Source organism: Paenibacillus monticola (genome assembly GCF_009664975.1).
Taxonomy (GTDB): domain Bacteria; phylum Bacillota; class Bacilli; order Paenibacillales; family Paenibacillaceae; genus Paenibacillus_AQ; species Paenibacillus_AQ monticola.
In genome coordinates, this window is record NZ_WJXB01000013.1 from 156,599 (window position 1) to 173,234 (window position 16,636).

Annotated in this window: 10 protein-coding genes; 2 read left to right on the top strand and 8 right to left on the bottom strand. The window is 42.6% G+C overall.

Annotated elements, in window-relative coordinates; all coding sequences use genetic code 11:
* Positions 1 to 5: 5 nt before the first annotated feature.
* The 8 genes from GJB61_RS25540 to GJB61_RS25580 form a co-directional block, all read right to left on the bottom strand.
* Positions 6 to 941 carry an SDR family NAD(P)-dependent oxidoreductase gene (locus GJB61_RS25540; RefSeq protein ID WP_154121850.1) on the bottom strand — a complete coding sequence of 312 codons (936 nt, stop codon included), beginning with the start codon at positions 939 to 941 and terminating at the stop codon, positions 6 to 8.
* Between the two features lie 472 nt (positions 942 to 1,413).
* The gene (locus tag GJB61_RS25545; RefSeq protein WP_154121851.1) at positions 1,414 to 3,987 is read right to left on the bottom strand and encodes an ABC transporter permease; all 2,574 of its coding nucleotides are present in this window, start codon (positions 3,985 to 3,987) and stop codon (positions 1,414 to 1,416) included.
* Entirely contained in the window at positions 3,984 to 4,670 is a 687-nt protein-coding gene (locus tag GJB61_RS25550) for an ABC transporter ATP-binding protein (protein WP_154121852.1), read from the bottom strand. Before GJB61_RS25550 ends, GJB61_RS25545 begins: the two co-directional genes overlap by 4 nt.
* 82 nt (positions 4,671 to 4,752) lie before the next feature.
* A complete protein-coding gene (locus GJB61_RS25555) occupies positions 4,753 to 5,742 on the bottom strand; it encodes a sensor histidine kinase (protein WP_154121853.1) in 990 nt (329 codons plus the stop codon).
* Positions 5,729 to 6,415 carry a response regulator transcription factor gene (locus tag GJB61_RS25560; RefSeq protein ID WP_154121854.1) on the bottom strand — a complete coding sequence of 229 codons (687 nt, stop codon included), beginning with the start codon at positions 6,413 to 6,415 and terminating at the stop codon, positions 5,729 to 5,731. Before GJB61_RS25560 ends, GJB61_RS25555 begins: the two co-directional genes overlap by 14 nt.
* A 351-nt stretch (positions 6,416 to 6,766) precedes the next feature.
* Positions 6,767 to 8,818 (bottom strand): serine hydrolase domain-containing protein, encoded by a 2,052-nt coding sequence (locus tag GJB61_RS25570; RefSeq protein WP_154121856.1) that lies wholly within the window; start codon positions 8,816 to 8,818, stop codon positions 6,767 to 6,769.
* A gap of 111 nt (positions 8,819 to 8,929) precedes the next feature.
* On the bottom strand, positions 8,930 to 10,228 hold the full coding sequence (locus GJB61_RS25575; RefSeq protein ID WP_154121857.1) for an ATP-binding protein: 1,299 nt from the start codon (positions 10,226 to 10,228) through the stop codon (positions 8,930 to 8,932).
* A 1-nt stretch (position 10,229) separates the two neighbouring features.
* The gene (locus GJB61_RS25580; protein ID WP_154121858.1) at positions 10,230 to 10,970 is read right to left on the bottom strand and encodes a LytR/AlgR family response regulator transcription factor; all 741 of its coding nucleotides are present in this window, start codon (positions 10,968 to 10,970) and stop codon (positions 10,230 to 10,232) included.
* A gap of 706 nt (positions 10,971 to 11,676) precedes the next feature.
* Between GJB61_RS25580 and GJB61_RS25585 the strand changes: the two genes are divergently transcribed.
* Positions 11,677 to 12,381 carry an ABC transporter ATP-binding protein gene (locus tag GJB61_RS25585; protein ID WP_154121859.1) on the top strand — a complete coding sequence of 235 codons (705 nt, stop codon included), beginning with the start codon at positions 11,677 to 11,679 and terminating at the stop codon, positions 12,379 to 12,381.
* Positions 12,375 to 16,466, top strand: a complete 4,092-nt coding sequence (locus tag GJB61_RS25590) for an FtsX-like permease family protein (protein ID WP_154121860.1) — start codon at positions 12,375 to 12,377, stop codon at positions 16,464 to 16,466. The genes GJB61_RS25585 and GJB61_RS25590 overlap by 7 nt, the downstream gene beginning before the upstream one ends.
* Positions 16,467 to 16,636 lie beyond the last annotated feature (170 nt).

Sequence of the window (16,636 nt, forward strand, 5' to 3'; positions counted from 1 at the left end):
AATTATTAGTTTTCATTCTCGAATATTGTCTCACTTATACGCAATTGAGACAATTCCATGCTGGTTTTCCAAAGCTCTCTGGCATTATCTTTGCTATAGGATAGAGTGGATGATTTAGTAATTTCCCCTCTATCCACATATTTTCCTGACATTGTATCAAACGATGCTTCTGTTACAAGCGATGCTAAAGCTGCACCAGATTTTATGGAAGTACTTGGTTTCCCAACAATATGATTCATAATACGGGAGAATACTCTCAGAATACCTTGTAATAGGGCGCTTCCCTCTACACGCACAAAATTTGTATCCGACATAGCACCTGGATTAAATGCATTTACCGTGATCTTCCTATCTGTTTTTGTCTCAATTAATCTTGCCATTTCATATGAGCAATAAAGATTACACAATTTTGATGTGCCATATTGAAGTATTCCTGGTTTTGCAGCACTAATCGCTCTCGCATTTTCATACCTTACTTTAATCCGAAGAAAAGCTGGTGGCTCGTGCATATCGCTACTGACGAAAACAATACGCCCATTTTTTCCCATGCGGTTCAATAACAGATTTGTCAATAAAAAATGTCCCAAATGATTTACACCAAATATCATTTCGATCCCGTCTTTTGTATATACCTGCCCCGGTACACCACCAGCACCAATTCCAGCATTGCAAACCACTGCATATAATGGTGGCAGATCCGCCCGAGAAAAAGCTTGATAAAACATTCGTATCGATGATAACGATGCTAAATCTAAATCCATCGTTGAAATATTAAGATTGTTTGTTTCGACCTTTAATGTTTCAGCAGCCATATCAGCTTTTTTAGCATTCCTGCAAGCCAATATAATATGATAGCCTGGATCGCTCTTCGCAATATTCTTTGCACATTGATACCCTAATCCAGAGTTACCTCCTGTTATAATTACAGTCCTTTTTTCCATGTCAATACTCCTTTGCGTTTGCTTTATCTACTTGATTATAGATATGAGTATAATCCATTGAATGAATTCAGTCAATGAAAGTATGGATAATACAGGTGTGGGAAGGGATTCCAGAGGTCATGAGAAGAAAGGATTTGGGTGATGAGGCGGGGGTGGGCTGAGTAAAAGAAAGATAAAAAAAACCGAGCGAAATGTAGGAGGACATCCTGAAAATCGGTCGGCTCTGCGGAATCGTATGTATCTGGGTTTACACTGTGCTCCATTTAGCAATTTGATGGTTTTATCACGACTTTATTTGTAATATCAGGAGTTTATTTGTTGGCTACAATACTCCTCACCAACAACGCCACCGAATCCACATGACTAGAGTAAGCAATGTGAACACATTTTCTTCTCAAATCTAGGACGCCCGCCGTATGGCCACCCTTTGGCTTGCCACAAGGTCTAAAGCGCCTTTCGGGACGATTTTGAATCAAGTCATGTCATCCCGAAGCGCGTCAATGATATTTTCTCTTTTTATCTTACTAATGGCATACAGCATTGTAATGAACACGATAAAGAGCACGCTGAACACGCTGATTGCCATACTGCCCCACGGGAATACAAAATCGAAGTTGTCCGTCCTTTCTGCTGCCACAAACCCTTTGTAAATCAGCCAGGAAGAGATTCCCGCTATGGGAAGCCCGAATAGCAACGTCCTCATGCCATAAAAGACACACTCGAAATTCATCATCTTTTGGAAATCGCGTTCAGACATCCCCACCGAGCGGAGCATGGCAATCTCCCGCCTGCGCAACATGATGTTCGTGGAAATGGTGTTGAACACATTAGCAACCGCAATCAGCGAAATCATGATGACAAAAACATAGGTGAAAACATCAATAACAAATGTTAGACTGCGGTATTGTTCAACCACCGTGTACACATTTTGTAGGGTATACGCAGACGTAATTCCTGCGTCCTGAATCATCGTTTCCATTTTAGCCACCGATTGCGAAGGATTTTTTGACAGAAAGCTCACTCCTATACTCGCATGGGTATCAGGGGTTTGAAACTTCTCTTTGAGCGAATAGGGGGCCACCACCATAAACACGTATGATTTCTTCTCGGAAGATTGATTCAGGGGTTTAAGAGGATCCACCGGGTACGTATCAACAAACGTAATGTTTATGCTTTGCCCCTGTTCCCTCTTCGGCTTGTCATTTGTTTCGGGAGCGACACTGAAAGTCATGGAACGACTGGCAAACATATCAAACGCTTCCGACCCGTCTTTATTGTTAACCCGCTTTTTGGCAACGGCAATCATTTTCGCGTCCTTCCCAGTATATTCCTCTGCGGATAAGCCCAATTTTTTGATAAACCGCAGATATTCGCTGTCCTCAATAAACTGGATGTCCATTGGCAGATGAACCGTTTGGTCCGGCGAATGTGAACCCGCGTATTCCCGGTAACGGTCTGAAAAATCGCTTGTCTTAACCGTGCCTGAATACGCGAAAATCGCTTGATACGAGCTTTTGTAAACCCCGTCTGCGGTTTTTAGTTTGTCGTAAAGTGGGAACATTTCGCTGTCGTCCATGTCCTGAGTGGTAAACACGATGTCATAGTCAAAGTCCATTATCGACCGTTCTGCAAGCCGTTTCAGAGTCGTTCCAAAAGCACTTCCCGATACAAATAGCACCACGCTTAAAACAAGGGATAGCACAATGCTGCGATAGCGCTTTTTGTTTCTCTTAAAATTCTTTAGCGCAAGAGTTCCCTCCAAACCGTAAATACGCTGCGCGAGTTTTGACGTTTTCACGGCTTTCGATTCGGTTTTGACCTCGTTGGTCTGGCGAATACTCTCCATCACGGGAGTGTTTGCGGCTTTCCTGGCCGGGATATAGGCTGAAATCAAAATGGTAACCAAACTGACCGCCGCCGCTGCGACAATTGCAGGGACACACACCGACAAGGTTAAAGGCACGGTACTTGGGATAATGTTCTTGAAATTCCCGGCAACAATAGGAATTACAAGCCTGATACTGCCTATGCCGACCATAACGCCAATCGGTATGCCGATTGCGCCAATGCAAAGTCCCTCAAACAGCACCGAATTTCGCAGTTGCCTAGGCGTAGCGCCCACCGACGAAAGAATCCCGAACTGGCGTGTACGTTCGTTCAGCGAGATGTTAAACGAGTTATAAATCAGAAAAATCGAGCCTACCATTATGATGGCAACCATAATGCCGCCAACCGTGTACAAAAGCGTGTTGAACAGTTTATTGTCCGAAACGCCCATGAAGCGCAACACATTATCGTTAAGGACATAAGCTTCGGTTCCCGCTGTGCTGCTTGCATAAGCCTGGACTCCGCGCGGGTTTTTAAGCGTGACAAATATGCTGAAGCTGTCCGCTTTATCTTGAGGATCTGCTTTCGTTATCAAGGTGTATCCCGGTGCGGAATGTTCCTCGAAACCGGGTCTTTCACAGATACCGACAACCGTGTAGGTTCTCGTGGCTTTTGGCACAAGAGTTTCTTTCCCGGATATGTAAGGGGTATGTTGACCGAGATTCTTGTTGCCATTCATGCGGCTTCCAACAGCAAGTGAAAGCGTGTCGCCCACCCTGAATCTAACGCCGCCCTTTGCCGCGACGTGCCCCGGGACAAGAATCTCCCCACTGTTCTTTGGCAATCTGCCTGAAACCAGGGTTATGGGTAAGGTATTAAAAGCTTCCTCGCTGAATCCGGCGATAAAAAGATAGGGCTTTTCGGGGCTTTTCCCGCCGTCAAGCGTTGCATAGCCGATATTTTCAAACCCTACAGTATTGGCAACTCCATTGTCGTGGGCTCGCTCCTGCACGAAAGTGGAATTAACATCCAAAAACTCAACATGCCAACCACCGTATTTCACAACAGATCCGTTTACCAGAAAATTCAACAGGGAAGTGCCAAAGGTAGCGACTGCCGTAATCATGGCGGCGGACAGAACAACTCCGATAATCGTGACAATCGTTCGGGTACGGCTTTTTTTCATGCTTTGCAGGGTAACTTTGTTAAAAATATTCATAGCCGCACCATTCTCTCATCCCGCGTTACTTTGCCGTCTGATATGCCGATAATGCGGTCTGCTTGCAAGGCGATATTTTCGTCATGGGTGACGAGGAGCAGGGTCTGCCCATATTTTTTATTGCTTTCTTTCAGCAATTTGATGATTTCATGTCCATTTCGGCTGTCCAAACTGCCCGTGGGTTCATCGGCAAGCATGACCGCCGGGGCGTTCATCAAAGCACGTCCTATGGAAACGCGCTGTTGCTGACCGCCTGAAAGCTGATTGGGTAAATGCGTTTTGCGGTCTTGCAACCCAAGCATTTCGAGCAGGTCATTCAGCCGTTCCTCGTTGACCTTGCGCTTATCCATCAGGATAGGCAAGGTGATGTTTTCCAGCACATTCAGGGTGGGAATGAGGTTGTGAAACTGGTAAATCAATCCGACCTGCCGTCTGCGGAAGATGGCGAGTTTTTCATTGCTTTTGGCATATACATCCTGCCCGTCCAAATACACCTTTCCGCTTGTCGGCACGTCCACGCCGCCGATGATGTGAAGCAATGTGGATTTGCCGGAGCCTGAGGAGCCGATGATTGCAGTAAACTCCCCCTTTTCGATTGTAAGCGAAACATGGTCAAGGGCGATAACCTGGTTTTCGCCCTTGCCGTAAACCTTGCATAAATTTTCAATTTTTAAAAAATCCATTATGTAAGTCTCCTATCTCATGGTTTCCCCATATACTAGCACCTTCGACTTACATCTCTGTGACTTTCAGGTGAGAGATTAGTCACTTTGGGAAACGAATGGTAAATAACGCACCTCCCTGCGGATGATTTTTCGCAGTAATCGTCCCTCCCTGCCTTGTTATAATCATCTTGCAGAGAGCCAATCCAATCCCGTATCCTGTAGCGTTTGGGTTTTTTCCACGATAAAACCTGTCAAACAGGCAGGGTAAATCTTCTTTTTCAAAGCCCATACCGCTGTCGTGGATGGCAATCTCGGTAAACAGTGGGTTGTCCGTGCAAACAATCTCAATCTTCCCGTTATCGCCTGTGCTTTCCATGCAATTTTTGAGGATATTTTGAATTACTTCCGAAAGCCAACCTGAATCGCCCTGAATAATCATTCCTTTCGGTGCATCTATTTGCAAATCAATATCGTGCAGTTCCATTGGGATTAGGAACGGGCGAAGCGCGGCGCATATCAAGTTGTTTACATCTATCTGCTCGCTTTGGAACACCACAATGCCCGCGTCCAGGCGGGATAATTTCAACAGGGAAGTAAGCAGCCAATCCATCTGTACAAACAATTCCTCTGTTTCCCGTATCAATGCTTTCCGGTCATTTTCGTCAGGGTTATTCACTAACAATGACAGAATAATGTTCACGGATGTGAGAGGGGTGCGGAGTTGGTGGGCTATGTCGGCCAACGAATCGGCAAGATGCTCTTTATCTTTTTTCAGTGCGTCGTTTTGCTCCCGAATACGTAGTGTCATTTTTGTTATCTCGCTTTGCAGAATGGAAAGCTCGCCCTCGTCCGATTCACTAATATACAGATGGTCAGCGTTATGAAGTACAAGATCGATTTGATCTGAAATCTGCGCAATGCTTTTATATCGGGCTTTGGTGAACGCAAAAAACGCTATGCCAAAGGTGGCGGCAGAAGCAATGGCAAGGATTCCAGCCGCTGTATTGATTGCAAATCCCAGCGATACAGCGGCGGCAGCTATTAAGGCGAACAAAATGGCAAACTGCCGGAATTCTCTATTCCGAAGCATACCCGTCCCCCAATCTATATCCTGTCCCGCGAACGGTCAGAATGATTTGCGGGCTTGCTGGGTCGTTCTCTATCTTCTCCCGCAAGCGTTTGATGTACACGGTCAATGTATTATCATTGACAAACTCGCCCGCCGCGTCCCACAATTCGTCAAGTAACCTGCCCCTTGTGATAATACTTTTGGGGTTGCTAATAAACACCAGCAACAAGCGGTATTCTAATGCTGAAAGAAAAACCTCATTGCCGTTTCTTTTCACAACACCACTTGCCATATCAACATGAAGCCCGCGAATTTCAAAATCCGAGCTGGAACGCCCGCTTTTTCGCAGGGCAGTTCCAATTCGCGCAATCAATTCACGCGGACGAAAAGGCTTGGTGATATAGTCGTCCGCGCCCATGTTCAGTCCGGTAACAACACTTGCTTCATCGCCGGAAGCCGTCAGAAAGATAACGGGAACATCCCCAGTTTCTTTGATTTCCGTGCAAACCGTAAAGCCATTTCCGTCAGGCAAAGAAATATCTATCAACGCCAAGTCAAATTTATTCACGGCAAGCGCAGTAAGGGCATCACCATGCGTAGGGGCATGGATGACTGTAAATCCCTCCGAGCGGAGCAAAAGCATAAGGTTTCTGGCGATTGCCTTATCGTCCTCAACCAAAAATATCCGTTTCATTTATTTTCACCATCCTTTGCTTTACTGCTCCTATAACGTCCGGCAGAGCAATGATACACTACCATTCTGTCTGTGATTCTCCAATTTTTGCATAATACCTCCATAGCTTTATTATATTGCTTTTGACGGAAGCGGAAACAAGGATTCTCACACAAGCTGCTAAACTATCCATTCTGGGTGGGGTATCTGCTACCCAATTTTTCAATATGTTAAATCGTTAATTTTTCGATACATGTCAAAAAAGCCATCTTCCATGAAGATGGCTTTTTTCCAATGTAGTGAATGGATGCAATATCGATATTTCACTACCTTACGGGTAAGCACCAATCAGAAATTTTTCCGAATTCGGTTCTAATTTTTGCTTAGACTGATTTTGAATACTCCCCCTGTATTACCACCCAAGACGATCATTCCACCTTCTGGCAGTATTACTGAATGACTATTGCTTGCAATTGAGAAATTCACAATCACTCCCTGTTTATCATAAACAGCAAATCCTCCGCTTTTTGGAATATCAACCGTCATTTTCTTATTGGCTGATTTTCCATCAATTTTAAACCATACTGCATGACCATCCGATTGTAGAGTGGAAATCGAAGATTTCCCGCCATAGAGTGGTTTCACAACATCCTCGCTTATATAGGAAAATCCATCGATTTTTAAAAACTCCGTTTGGTTCAATTTATAAAAATTTAAATCAAATGCATCTCTCCCGTTCATAATAGGAATTTCCACTGCATTTACTGCTCTATTCTCATCAACAATTTTAGTGCCATTTGCGTATCCATGATTCAAATCAACGGATATATTCTTAATTAAGATCGAAGGTGCTAGATAAAATATAGAAGTGATCTTCTCATCCAAAGCATAATAATTTTTCCCGTTCCTATTTTTCCATGCCTTTTCAGATGTTTGATTTAGAGGATTGGCATCTAGCTTTTGGTAATCATAGGTTGCCATAACCATTTGACCTATTCCCGGAAAATTCAAATACGCGTTAACCTTTAAATATGTTTTCCCATTTGTTTGTTTGTCAAAGCTTACTGTTACACTGCCATCGCTGCTTTTAAATTTCCCATCGCCCGAATACACATATTGTTGTGATGGTATAAACCCTTCTAGCGCAGGTAAAGTAATCTCTCCATTAATAATTTCCATATTTGTTGTTGTACCCACTGAACCGTATAATCCAGAATAGACAAGCAAATCGGATGGCATTTTCACCTTTGTGGCAGGCTCAAATGTTTTAACGGGTAGGATGTCTTTAATAATTCCTTTATCTTTTAAATATTCCAATAGAACATTAGTTGCAAATATAGTATTAAAGAGTGAACTCCCTCCTGATGAGAGCACAGCTACAGAGATATTATATTCTGGTATTGCATTCACGGCAGCGTGATACATTATTGTATCCCCACCTTTGGATAATACAGTTATTCCGTAATCACTAAATGGTGCTAAGTTAACGGCGTCCCAGCCAAGACCATAATTAAAGCTGTTTGTCTCTTCTGAAACCCAAACTCCATTTTTATATTCATGACTTTGCATGGACTTTGCTGATTTTTCAGATAATATATCGGTGCGTTTACCTATTAACACCTCTGAAAATAGACTTAATTCTTCTGCTGTTGAGTATATACCTCCTGCCCCGAGGACATTGGCATTCTCAACGGGTAAAGCTTTATCAATTGTAGGAAAATAGGTTTTTGCCAGCCTTTGTCTATCAAAATTGTCGAGTGGTGTCTTAGTAGCGTTTAAATTCAGCGGGGTGCTAATATGGGTTTCAAGGAATTTCGTGTAGCTTAACCCACTTACTCGTTCAACCAATATTTCTAGCAGCTGAAACCCATCATTACAATACACGGAATATTCACCAGGGTTAGATTTCAAGCTTTCTGATTGTAATCTTACTAATAATTCATCATGGCTTTTGGTATCATGATCATCGAATAACATACTATTCCCGTAGTGAGTACCGTAAAGTCCTGACGAATGATTCATTAACATACGCGGCGTAATTTCTTTATATCTTTCATCCGACATTGTAAAGTCCTTGATATACGTTGTGAGTGGTTTATCTATATCAACTTCATTAGTATCAACCAGCATCATCGTTGCGGCAGTTACATACATCTTGCTTACTGAGCCTATACCAAACATCGTGTCTTTGGTTATCGGGGCCTTGGTTGCTTTATCATATACACCAGCGCTATCTGACAAAGCAATCGATCCATTATCGTTGATTGCATACTGCAACCCACTAACACCATAATTGGATACCATCTCCGAAGCCATACTTTGAATCCTTTCTTTTATTGCAACCTTATTATCTTGAGCAAAAACTGAGGTAATCGGTAATACAAAAAACATGGTAGCAATGAATACTGAAATTATCTTCTTCATTGTAAATCCCTCCTCTTATTGATTATTGCTAAATGAATCATACAACGAGCGAGGATTAAATATAAAAAAACACCCTGAAACGAAAAAAACAATCCCTAAACAACAGGATGTCTAGGGATTGTTCGTATGAAATGGCAGTACAACCATATTGTTAAACACTTTATATTTCGTTTCAATGGCCATATTCCCACCGTACTTGTCGCATATTCTAGCTATATTGGTTAAGCCAATACCATGATATTCCGGGTTTGTTTTTTGGCTTTGCAGATGCGTATCTTCATTCTCCATATGATTAAGGATGTGAATGAATAGCGCAGACTCATCTGAATGTATTTTGATAAGCACATACCTATCTTCAGCAATCCTCACCTTCTTAGAGGCTTCTATAGCGTTATCCAACATATTACCCAGAGCGACACATAAGTCATAACGGTCCATATTGACTTCCTGTGAATATAAGCTAAGTTTCGTATCTATTTTTATGCCATTTGCTTCTCCAATATTAAGCGTATTCGTAACAAGGGCATCGATCACCAGATTACCCGTATTGACCCTTTGATAGGCTCCTTCGACTTTATTCAACGTAACCTTAATATGCTCCATTGCCGCTGCCAATTCATTTCGTTTAATACACTCTTCAATATACAGAAAATGATGGTTCGTATCGTGAATAATTCTTTTCATTGATTTGAAGCTGTGAACTGTTTTTTCGTAGTTAGCATCTTGATAGTCCATCTGTTGTTGCAATTGAGCATTCTCATGCATGAATTGAAATTTATCAATGATATTATCAAAAATATAAACGATCAGAACATTTATGAAAAGAAATCCAATGATCGAAATGAAATAATAGATGTTCTTCTCACTGTAATAAGTTAGAACATTAAGCTGGAATATACTTATTATAGGGACAATTAAGAATAGAATGTAGTAACGATAATGTAAAGAGAAGCTTCTACGTTTTGCAATGAGCCGTATAATCTGAATAACAACAAACATGATAATGCAGCTTAGAAATACCGACTTAGTAAATGCCAATTGATCTTGCCCATTAACTGGATCAAAGTTGCTAAAGTCTACAGAGTCTAACGCATAAAAAATATAAAGCGATATAAAATTAACGATAGACATCAACACACCATAGAGTATAGAGAAAATGACCTTTGCTTTTATTTCTACTTGATAAGATTGCGCTAAAACAAATATCATAAGCAATGCTAAAATCGAGGATACAATAGCAGACATAGAAACAGCTAAATAAATAAAAACAAGTAAAACCATAATAAAGAAGTAACCGAATCTATTAGGCTTTCTAGTAGTCTTATCAAAGACCGAGTTAAAGAATAAATTGATTTGAAAGCATATAACAAGTGCAACACAGAAGACAATGGGCAAATTATATTGAATCATCTCAATTGACCTTCATGATCATAAATTTTGTATAAAAGTCTTTAACTTCTTTAATTTTAGAACGGCCTATAGGAAATTCCATGCCATTAGACATGAGTACAGCTCCACTAGCAAATTTTTTCACGTGAATTAGATTTATAATAACGGAACGATGAATTTGCAAGAAATTATAGTCTTTTAAGGCTAGAGCATAATCGGAGATAATGCCTTTGCTTTCATAGATTTGATTAGTTGTTATAAAATTTAATTTGCTTTTTATGGTGAGGCTTTTGGCTGCTTCAATACCGATGATGTCATCATATCTTAGAACCACTTCTTCATAGGCTGACTTGATGATCATAAACTTCTTATCAAGTGCTTGGAAATATTGGAACAGCTTTATCATTTTTTCCTCTAAGATAGGGGGTGCAATTGGTTTTATTAAATACTGGAATGTTATTACGTCAAAGCTTTCCACCATATATTCAGGGTAGCTTGTTAAAAAAACAATTTGTTCATCCAGATTATTTAAACTCCTTATTCTTCGCGCGGTTTGAATCCCGTTAATACCATTCATTTCAACATCCAATATTAAGATATGGAATGGAGTTTTATGATTCTCATAATGAGAAACTAGCTGCTCTCCCGAGTCGAATAACTCGAACTCAAAATCAATATTTGTCTTTATCGATAAAGTAATCAGCATATTCTTAACAAGTTTTCTCTGATTTTCCTCATCATCAACAATAGCCACTCTATACATAAATAATATACACCTCATTTTCCATTGCATCGATCATGGAACTATATTTCAGTATACATTCTTTTTAGTTCTTCATAGACAAATTCGGCTCAAACGCAAATTCCAATCCCCAAAATGCATATTTAGGAGGAAATTATACTTTGATTAATACATATTGACTGCTCCATAGTCTTCTGCGCGATCGAAACCCAACGTCCTGACTCGGACTGAGGTTCGAGGTAAATGAGCTATTTATTTTCATAACGTACTAAGCCGTAGTTCATTACTTTATTAAGTATTGGCGCCTTGATTATTAAAAACAAGACGGTTATTGCACCTATTATTTGGGGAGGAGGCCAAGAATACGGAATTAGACCCGGAACAGAAAATGTTCCGGCAATCGCAAGTCTTGCACATGCCGTTGAAATTTGTATATTGGAACAGATTTCTAGAACCAAACATTTACAAGATATACATAACTATATCTATAACGAAATCAGGAGCATTCCCGAGCTTGAAATTAATAGTCCTCGCGGTCATTTAGTGAAGCAACTACATTTAGTCATGCGGATATTCTATTACAGGAAATTCAAGACATGGTTAAACAAATTAAAGCTAACGGAAAGTATTCATACGCTCATTATTTAGTATAAGTGTTGACGGTGCGCCAGCATAACGTTACTCTAACTTAAGATAAATAACTTTATTTGGGAATGGAGGCTATTTTATGATAGATGAACTTACGGCAATTGGCGTCTGTAAATCATATAGGACAGGTGAGGTTGAAACACACGCGCTGCAGGACATTACCTTGTCCTTTCGACAGCGTGAATTCACAGCCATTGTAGGCGCCTCGGGTTCCGGCAAATCAACGCTTTTAAGCCTGCTTGGAACACTGGACAAGCCAACGGCTGGACAGGTCAAGATCGGGGGCGTTAATGTCTCAACACTAAAGGGTAACCGGCTGGCAGATTTCCGATTTTCAGCAATTGGGCTTGTATTTCAGCATTTCCACCTACTACCAACGTTAACCAGCATGGAAAATGTGATGTCGCCTTTCTATGGAAGAAGAACATCTGTAAATTATAAAGCACGTGCTGAAGAACTATTGATACAGCTTGGGCTCGCAGACAAAGCCAGGTCTCTGCCCTCCCAGCTGTCCGGCGGTGAACAGCAGCGGGTGGCCATTGCGCGGGCTCTAATCAATAAACCACAATGGCTGTTGGCAGATGAGCCTACAGGAAATCTGGACTCCCGTAATGCCGAAGCCTTCTATGAGTTGCTGCAGCAGCTAAAAACAGAGCTCGGATGCGGAATCATTGTTGTCACACATGATCTTCATCTGGCCGGGAAGGCTGACCGGACTATTGAACTCAGGGATGGACGCGTTATCCAGGAAAGAAATGTGACTACAGGCGGTGCTTTATGCTAAAGTTGCTCGGATCGTTCTGGTGGCGGAATAAAGAACGGTTCATCGTGCTCCTGATCGGAGTTTTTATTGTCAGTTCGGGTTTAAGTTTCCTTTCTGGATTAATGGAATCGAATAAAGGCACGGTGATGGAGACACTGCAGAACAAATGGCAGGTCTCTTATCATATTCTTGTGCGTCCGCCGGGGACAACTTTAACGGATGAACAGAATCAGCTAATAGAGCCAAACTTGCCAGGCGGAATTTCCGGAGGGATCAGTACACAACAATGGAATCAGATCAAGCAAATAGCCGGAGTAGAGGTAGCCGCCCCTTTGGCGGTAATTGGGTACAGCGGCTACGGCCTATCGCTGGATGGATATACCAAGGTAGAAGAACCCGGAATATACAATTCGAAGCTTAAAGTTTCCATTGATAACGGTATGCAGCTTCAAAATACAGAGGAATATAATGTTTACGGCACCTATAAATTCTCCCTTGATAAAGATATGGCACAGACATATAGAATCGCCGACTATGGAACCAATAATATCTTTGTTGATACTGTTGAGTACCAATCGTTGTTGGTAGGAATTGACCCCGTTGAAGAGAACAAGCTGGTGGGGTTAAATCAGGCACTGAAACCTCTCGATGGTGAAACTAGCCGATATTTCAGTGCAAGTGATAAAAGTACTGCAAAATATAATACTCAGTTCCAATCCAAAGAGATCAGTTTACCCATACTTGTCAGTCGTAATGTCCTACCAGAGAATGCTACATACACTTTTGAGACGACCCGGCTAGATCTTCCTTTTTCTACCCCAGAGGAAGCGAGTGCCGCTATAACCGAATTGGGTACTGCCGGAGTCAAATCATATTTGCAGAAGAGCCCGGTTGATTCCAAGCAATCGCACAGCTATAGTTCAGAGCAAGTATTTGAAGCACTCGTTGACAACCTATTTAATCAGGATATGCAATTTCAGGGGATTAGGAGTTTTCAACTCTGTACTCCTATGCAGTTTAATCCAGTCAGTAGCCCTTATATGGATAGATGGCCCGTTGCCTACCAATTACAAACCCATAATCTGCCACAAACCGCAGCAGTTAATGATCATGCTGTATCCACCTATGCGGCATTCACCGATCAGTTCCCTGAATATTACCGTCCTTTGAAGAAACTTATGGACACGCAGAGTCCAGATAGAATAGCTCAATTTCAACTGCTTCCGGAATACATTGGCATGTACGATCCAGCTAATCTGCAAGTCACCAAAGATATCGGCAATCTGTTTCCAATGGATACTTATAGTACGCCAACAGCAAAGTCTGTACTGAACAAAAACGGGCAACCGGTAAACCCCCAAGTGCATCTCTCCTCAATACATAATCCGTTGGGATTTATGACAAGTCCGCCCACAATGCTGACTACACTGGATGCAGCCGGTTTAATTATGGGGGATGCTCCCATATCCGTTATTCGTGTCAAAGTAAACGGAGTGGTTGAGATTACGGAAGCCAACCGGGCAAAGTTGGAGCGGGTAGCAGCAACAATCCGGGAAACCACTGGATTACTTGCCGATGTTACCTTTGCTTCATCACCGCAACCGGTGCTGATTCAGATCCCGCCAAGCGGTACACAGACTGACCTGGGCTGGATCGAGCAACAATGGATTAAACTTGGAACGGCATTCACCCTGGTGAGTGAAGTAAAGGTCGGTTTTTCCGGTATGCTTGTCCTCATCATGGTTGTGGCAGTAATCTATGTGGCAGTTACGAACTTGGTCTCCTTCCTAGTCCGTAAACAGCAGTTTGCTGTCCTGCTCTCCATTGGCTGGCGTTATTCACAGATTAACCGCCTGATATTTACTGAAGCGGGACTAATTGGACTGGTTGTTGCGCTTGTGACCTGGAGTATGGAATCTTATTTTATATTCATAGGCAGGCGTCAAATTGCCTTGTCAGAGTTTCTTGCAGTGGGAGGATTTGGCTTCTTAATCTATTCAATGGGTGCTATAGCACCCATAATTTTGGTACGGAGAATCTCACCTGTGGAATCACTGCGTTCAGGAGAGACATCAGTTGCTGTCCGGCGCGTAACTCCGGTCCTCCATTTATTTCAGCTCGCCTTGGCGCATTTCACCGGAAAACTCAAACGCAATTCCTTATCGGTTGTTTCTATGACTATTCCGGCGACACTATTGATGTTTCTAGTATTTGTCACTCTGCGCCTGAAAGGCACCTTTTATACATCCTGGCTGGGGCAATATGCTGCAGCGGAGATCGGTCCGATGCATTATGTAGCCATGATTATCTGTTTGATTATCTCCGTTCTGACCATTGCTGAAATCATGTGGCAAAATGTCACTGAACGCAATGCTGAAGTTGCCCTGCTGAAGGCGCTCGGCTGGCGGAAGAATATGATTCGCCGTTTAATACTCTGGGAGGGTGTGATCGCGGGGACCCTAGCAGGTGTCCTCTCCCTGATTCTAGGTACGCTGTTTATTACAGGAATTTATGGCCAATTTCCGGGTAGGGAGCTATGGGTTATCCTGCCTTTTGCCCTTGTACCTCTGATGGCAGGTCTGGCCGGTTCCATTATTCCAGCTGAGCTGGCCGCCGGTGCCGGACTCCGAAAAGGCCTGGCCGGAAGGATATCCGCGTCGAAGTTGTCCACACGGCTGCTTAAAGGCGCGTTGACAATAGCCCTACTACTGATGCTGGCTCTCTCAGCAGCTTCTGTCCAGAGGATAATGCACCCGGTAGATGATTCCAGTGCGAGTGCTGTCATACCGGAAACGGACGATACCCACCTTCCCGAACCCGTATCCGGATCTGCGAAGATAGGCGATTTATCTCAATTTATTCCGCATCCGATCGCCAATAATAACAAGGCTGCTTATGATCTTGACCTGCTGATGAATGAACAAGGCCAATTCACGGTCAAAGCGATCATCCATATTACGAATACATCGTCCGATCACTGGGACCAGCTTGTATTCTATATGATCCCCAATATCTTCACGTTGCCGGATGAGCAGTATATCTACCGTAAGGATGCCCGCTTTAAACTGAACAGTGTACAAATCAACGAGAAAAAAGCCTCTTATACGCTGAATCGGGATACCTTAGAAATTCCGCTGGAAGACGGACTTGCTCCAACTGCGGACACGAAGGTAGAGGTGAGTTATACCTTCACTCTGCCGGAAAAGGGGATCCGCTTCTCCCGAACTGGCCAAAGCTTTGATCTAGCCCAGTGGTATCCTATGCTGGCCACCTATGAGAACGGTTGGAACAAACAGCCTTATCTCCTGGCCATCGAGTCCTATCATACGGATTTCAGTGACTTCACGCTCCACTATAAGCTGCCTAGCAAATATCGCGTAATTAGCACCTCTGATCTTGATCCTGTTGAAAGTGTATCCTCTGGTGAATTAAAAGCGAAGCATGTGAAAGAATTCATGGTCAGCTTCACCAAAGACTTGAGCCCGATCCGGCAAAGCGTCGATAATATTGAAATCAAAGTCTGGGCGGGGACTGAGGACAAGCAATATATCGAAAATGCACTTAAGACGGCTGTAGGAGCGCTGCATTTTTTTAATCAGAACATTGGAGCCTATCCGCATAAGCAGCTTGATATTATTCTAGGTGATCGTTTATCGATGGAGTATCCGGGAATCGTTGCGATCTTTACACAAAAAGATATCCGCCATGTCATTGTGCATGAGATTGCCCATCAATGGTTTTATGGCGTTGTCAGCAATGATACGTTCCATGACGGCTGGTTGGATGAAGGTATGACTGAGCTTGCGACCTCATTATATTTGAAGGACTATTCTTTCGCGGAAAGTCTGTACCAACCTAACAGGCAATATTCCAACCTTCCACTCTCCGATTATCGGAACGGGGAAATCGGTTCCTCACTGTATGCTCAGCCCACCCTAAAATTTAAGGAGTTGTTTGAGCGGCAGAAGGACGACAATATCGGATTTCTACAGGTGTATTTTAAGACTTATCAATACAAGCAGGTTGATACGAAGGAATTCATAGCCTTTGTAAAGGCCTATTATGGGATGGAGGATCATTCTTTTTTTGACGGATGGATAAAATAAGTAATACTTGAAAAGGCGGCTGTCCATTAGATGGATAGCCGCTTTTCCACACCACGGGACTTTGGCAACCTCATCCAACGTACACTAGCCTTGTATGAAGTTCGTGTTCCTCAGACCAGAGATTTGCCGCTGGCTTTCGATTTTTAGTACGGATTTATTTGTAATATCAG

What these genes read in the sequence shown, in the direction of transcription:
- GJB61_RS25540 (WP_154121850.1), bottom strand. Translation starts at nt 941, where the DNA reads ATGGAAAAAAGGACTGTAATTATAACAGGAGGTAACTCTGGATTAGGG.
- GJB61_RS25545 (WP_154121851.1), bottom strand. Translation starts at nt 3,987, where the DNA reads ATGAATATTTTTAACAAAGTTACCCTGCAAAGCATGAAAAAAAGCCGT.
- GJB61_RS25550 (WP_154121852.1), bottom strand. Translation starts at nt 4,670, where the DNA reads ATGGATTTTTTAAAAATTGAAAATTTATGCAAGGTTTACGGCAAGGGC.
- GJB61_RS25555 (WP_154121853.1), bottom strand. Translation starts at nt 5,742, where the DNA reads ATGCTTCGGAATAGAGAATTCCGGCAGTTTGCCATTTTGTTCGCCTTA.
- GJB61_RS25560 (WP_154121854.1), bottom strand. Translation starts at nt 6,415, where the DNA reads ATGAAACGGATATTTTTGGTTGAGGACGATAAGGCAATCGCCAGAAAC.
- GJB61_RS25570 (WP_154121856.1), bottom strand. Translation starts at nt 8,818, where the DNA reads ATGAAGAAGATAATTTCAGTATTCATTGCTACCATGTTTTTTGTATTA.
- GJB61_RS25575 (WP_154121857.1), bottom strand. Translation starts at nt 10,228, where the DNA reads ATGATTCAATATAATTTGCCCATTGTCTTCTGTGTTGCACTTGTTATA.
- GJB61_RS25580 (WP_154121858.1), bottom strand. Translation starts at nt 10,970, where the DNA reads ATGTATAGAGTGGCTATTGTTGATGATGAGGAAAATCAGAGAAAACTT.
- GJB61_RS25585 (WP_154121859.1), top strand. Translation starts at nt 11,677, where the DNA reads ATGATAGATGAACTTACGGCAATTGGCGTCTGTAAATCATATAGGACA.
- GJB61_RS25590 (WP_154121860.1), top strand. Translation starts at nt 12,375, where the DNA reads ATGCTAAAGTTGCTCGGATCGTTCTGGTGGCGGAATAAAGAACGGTTC.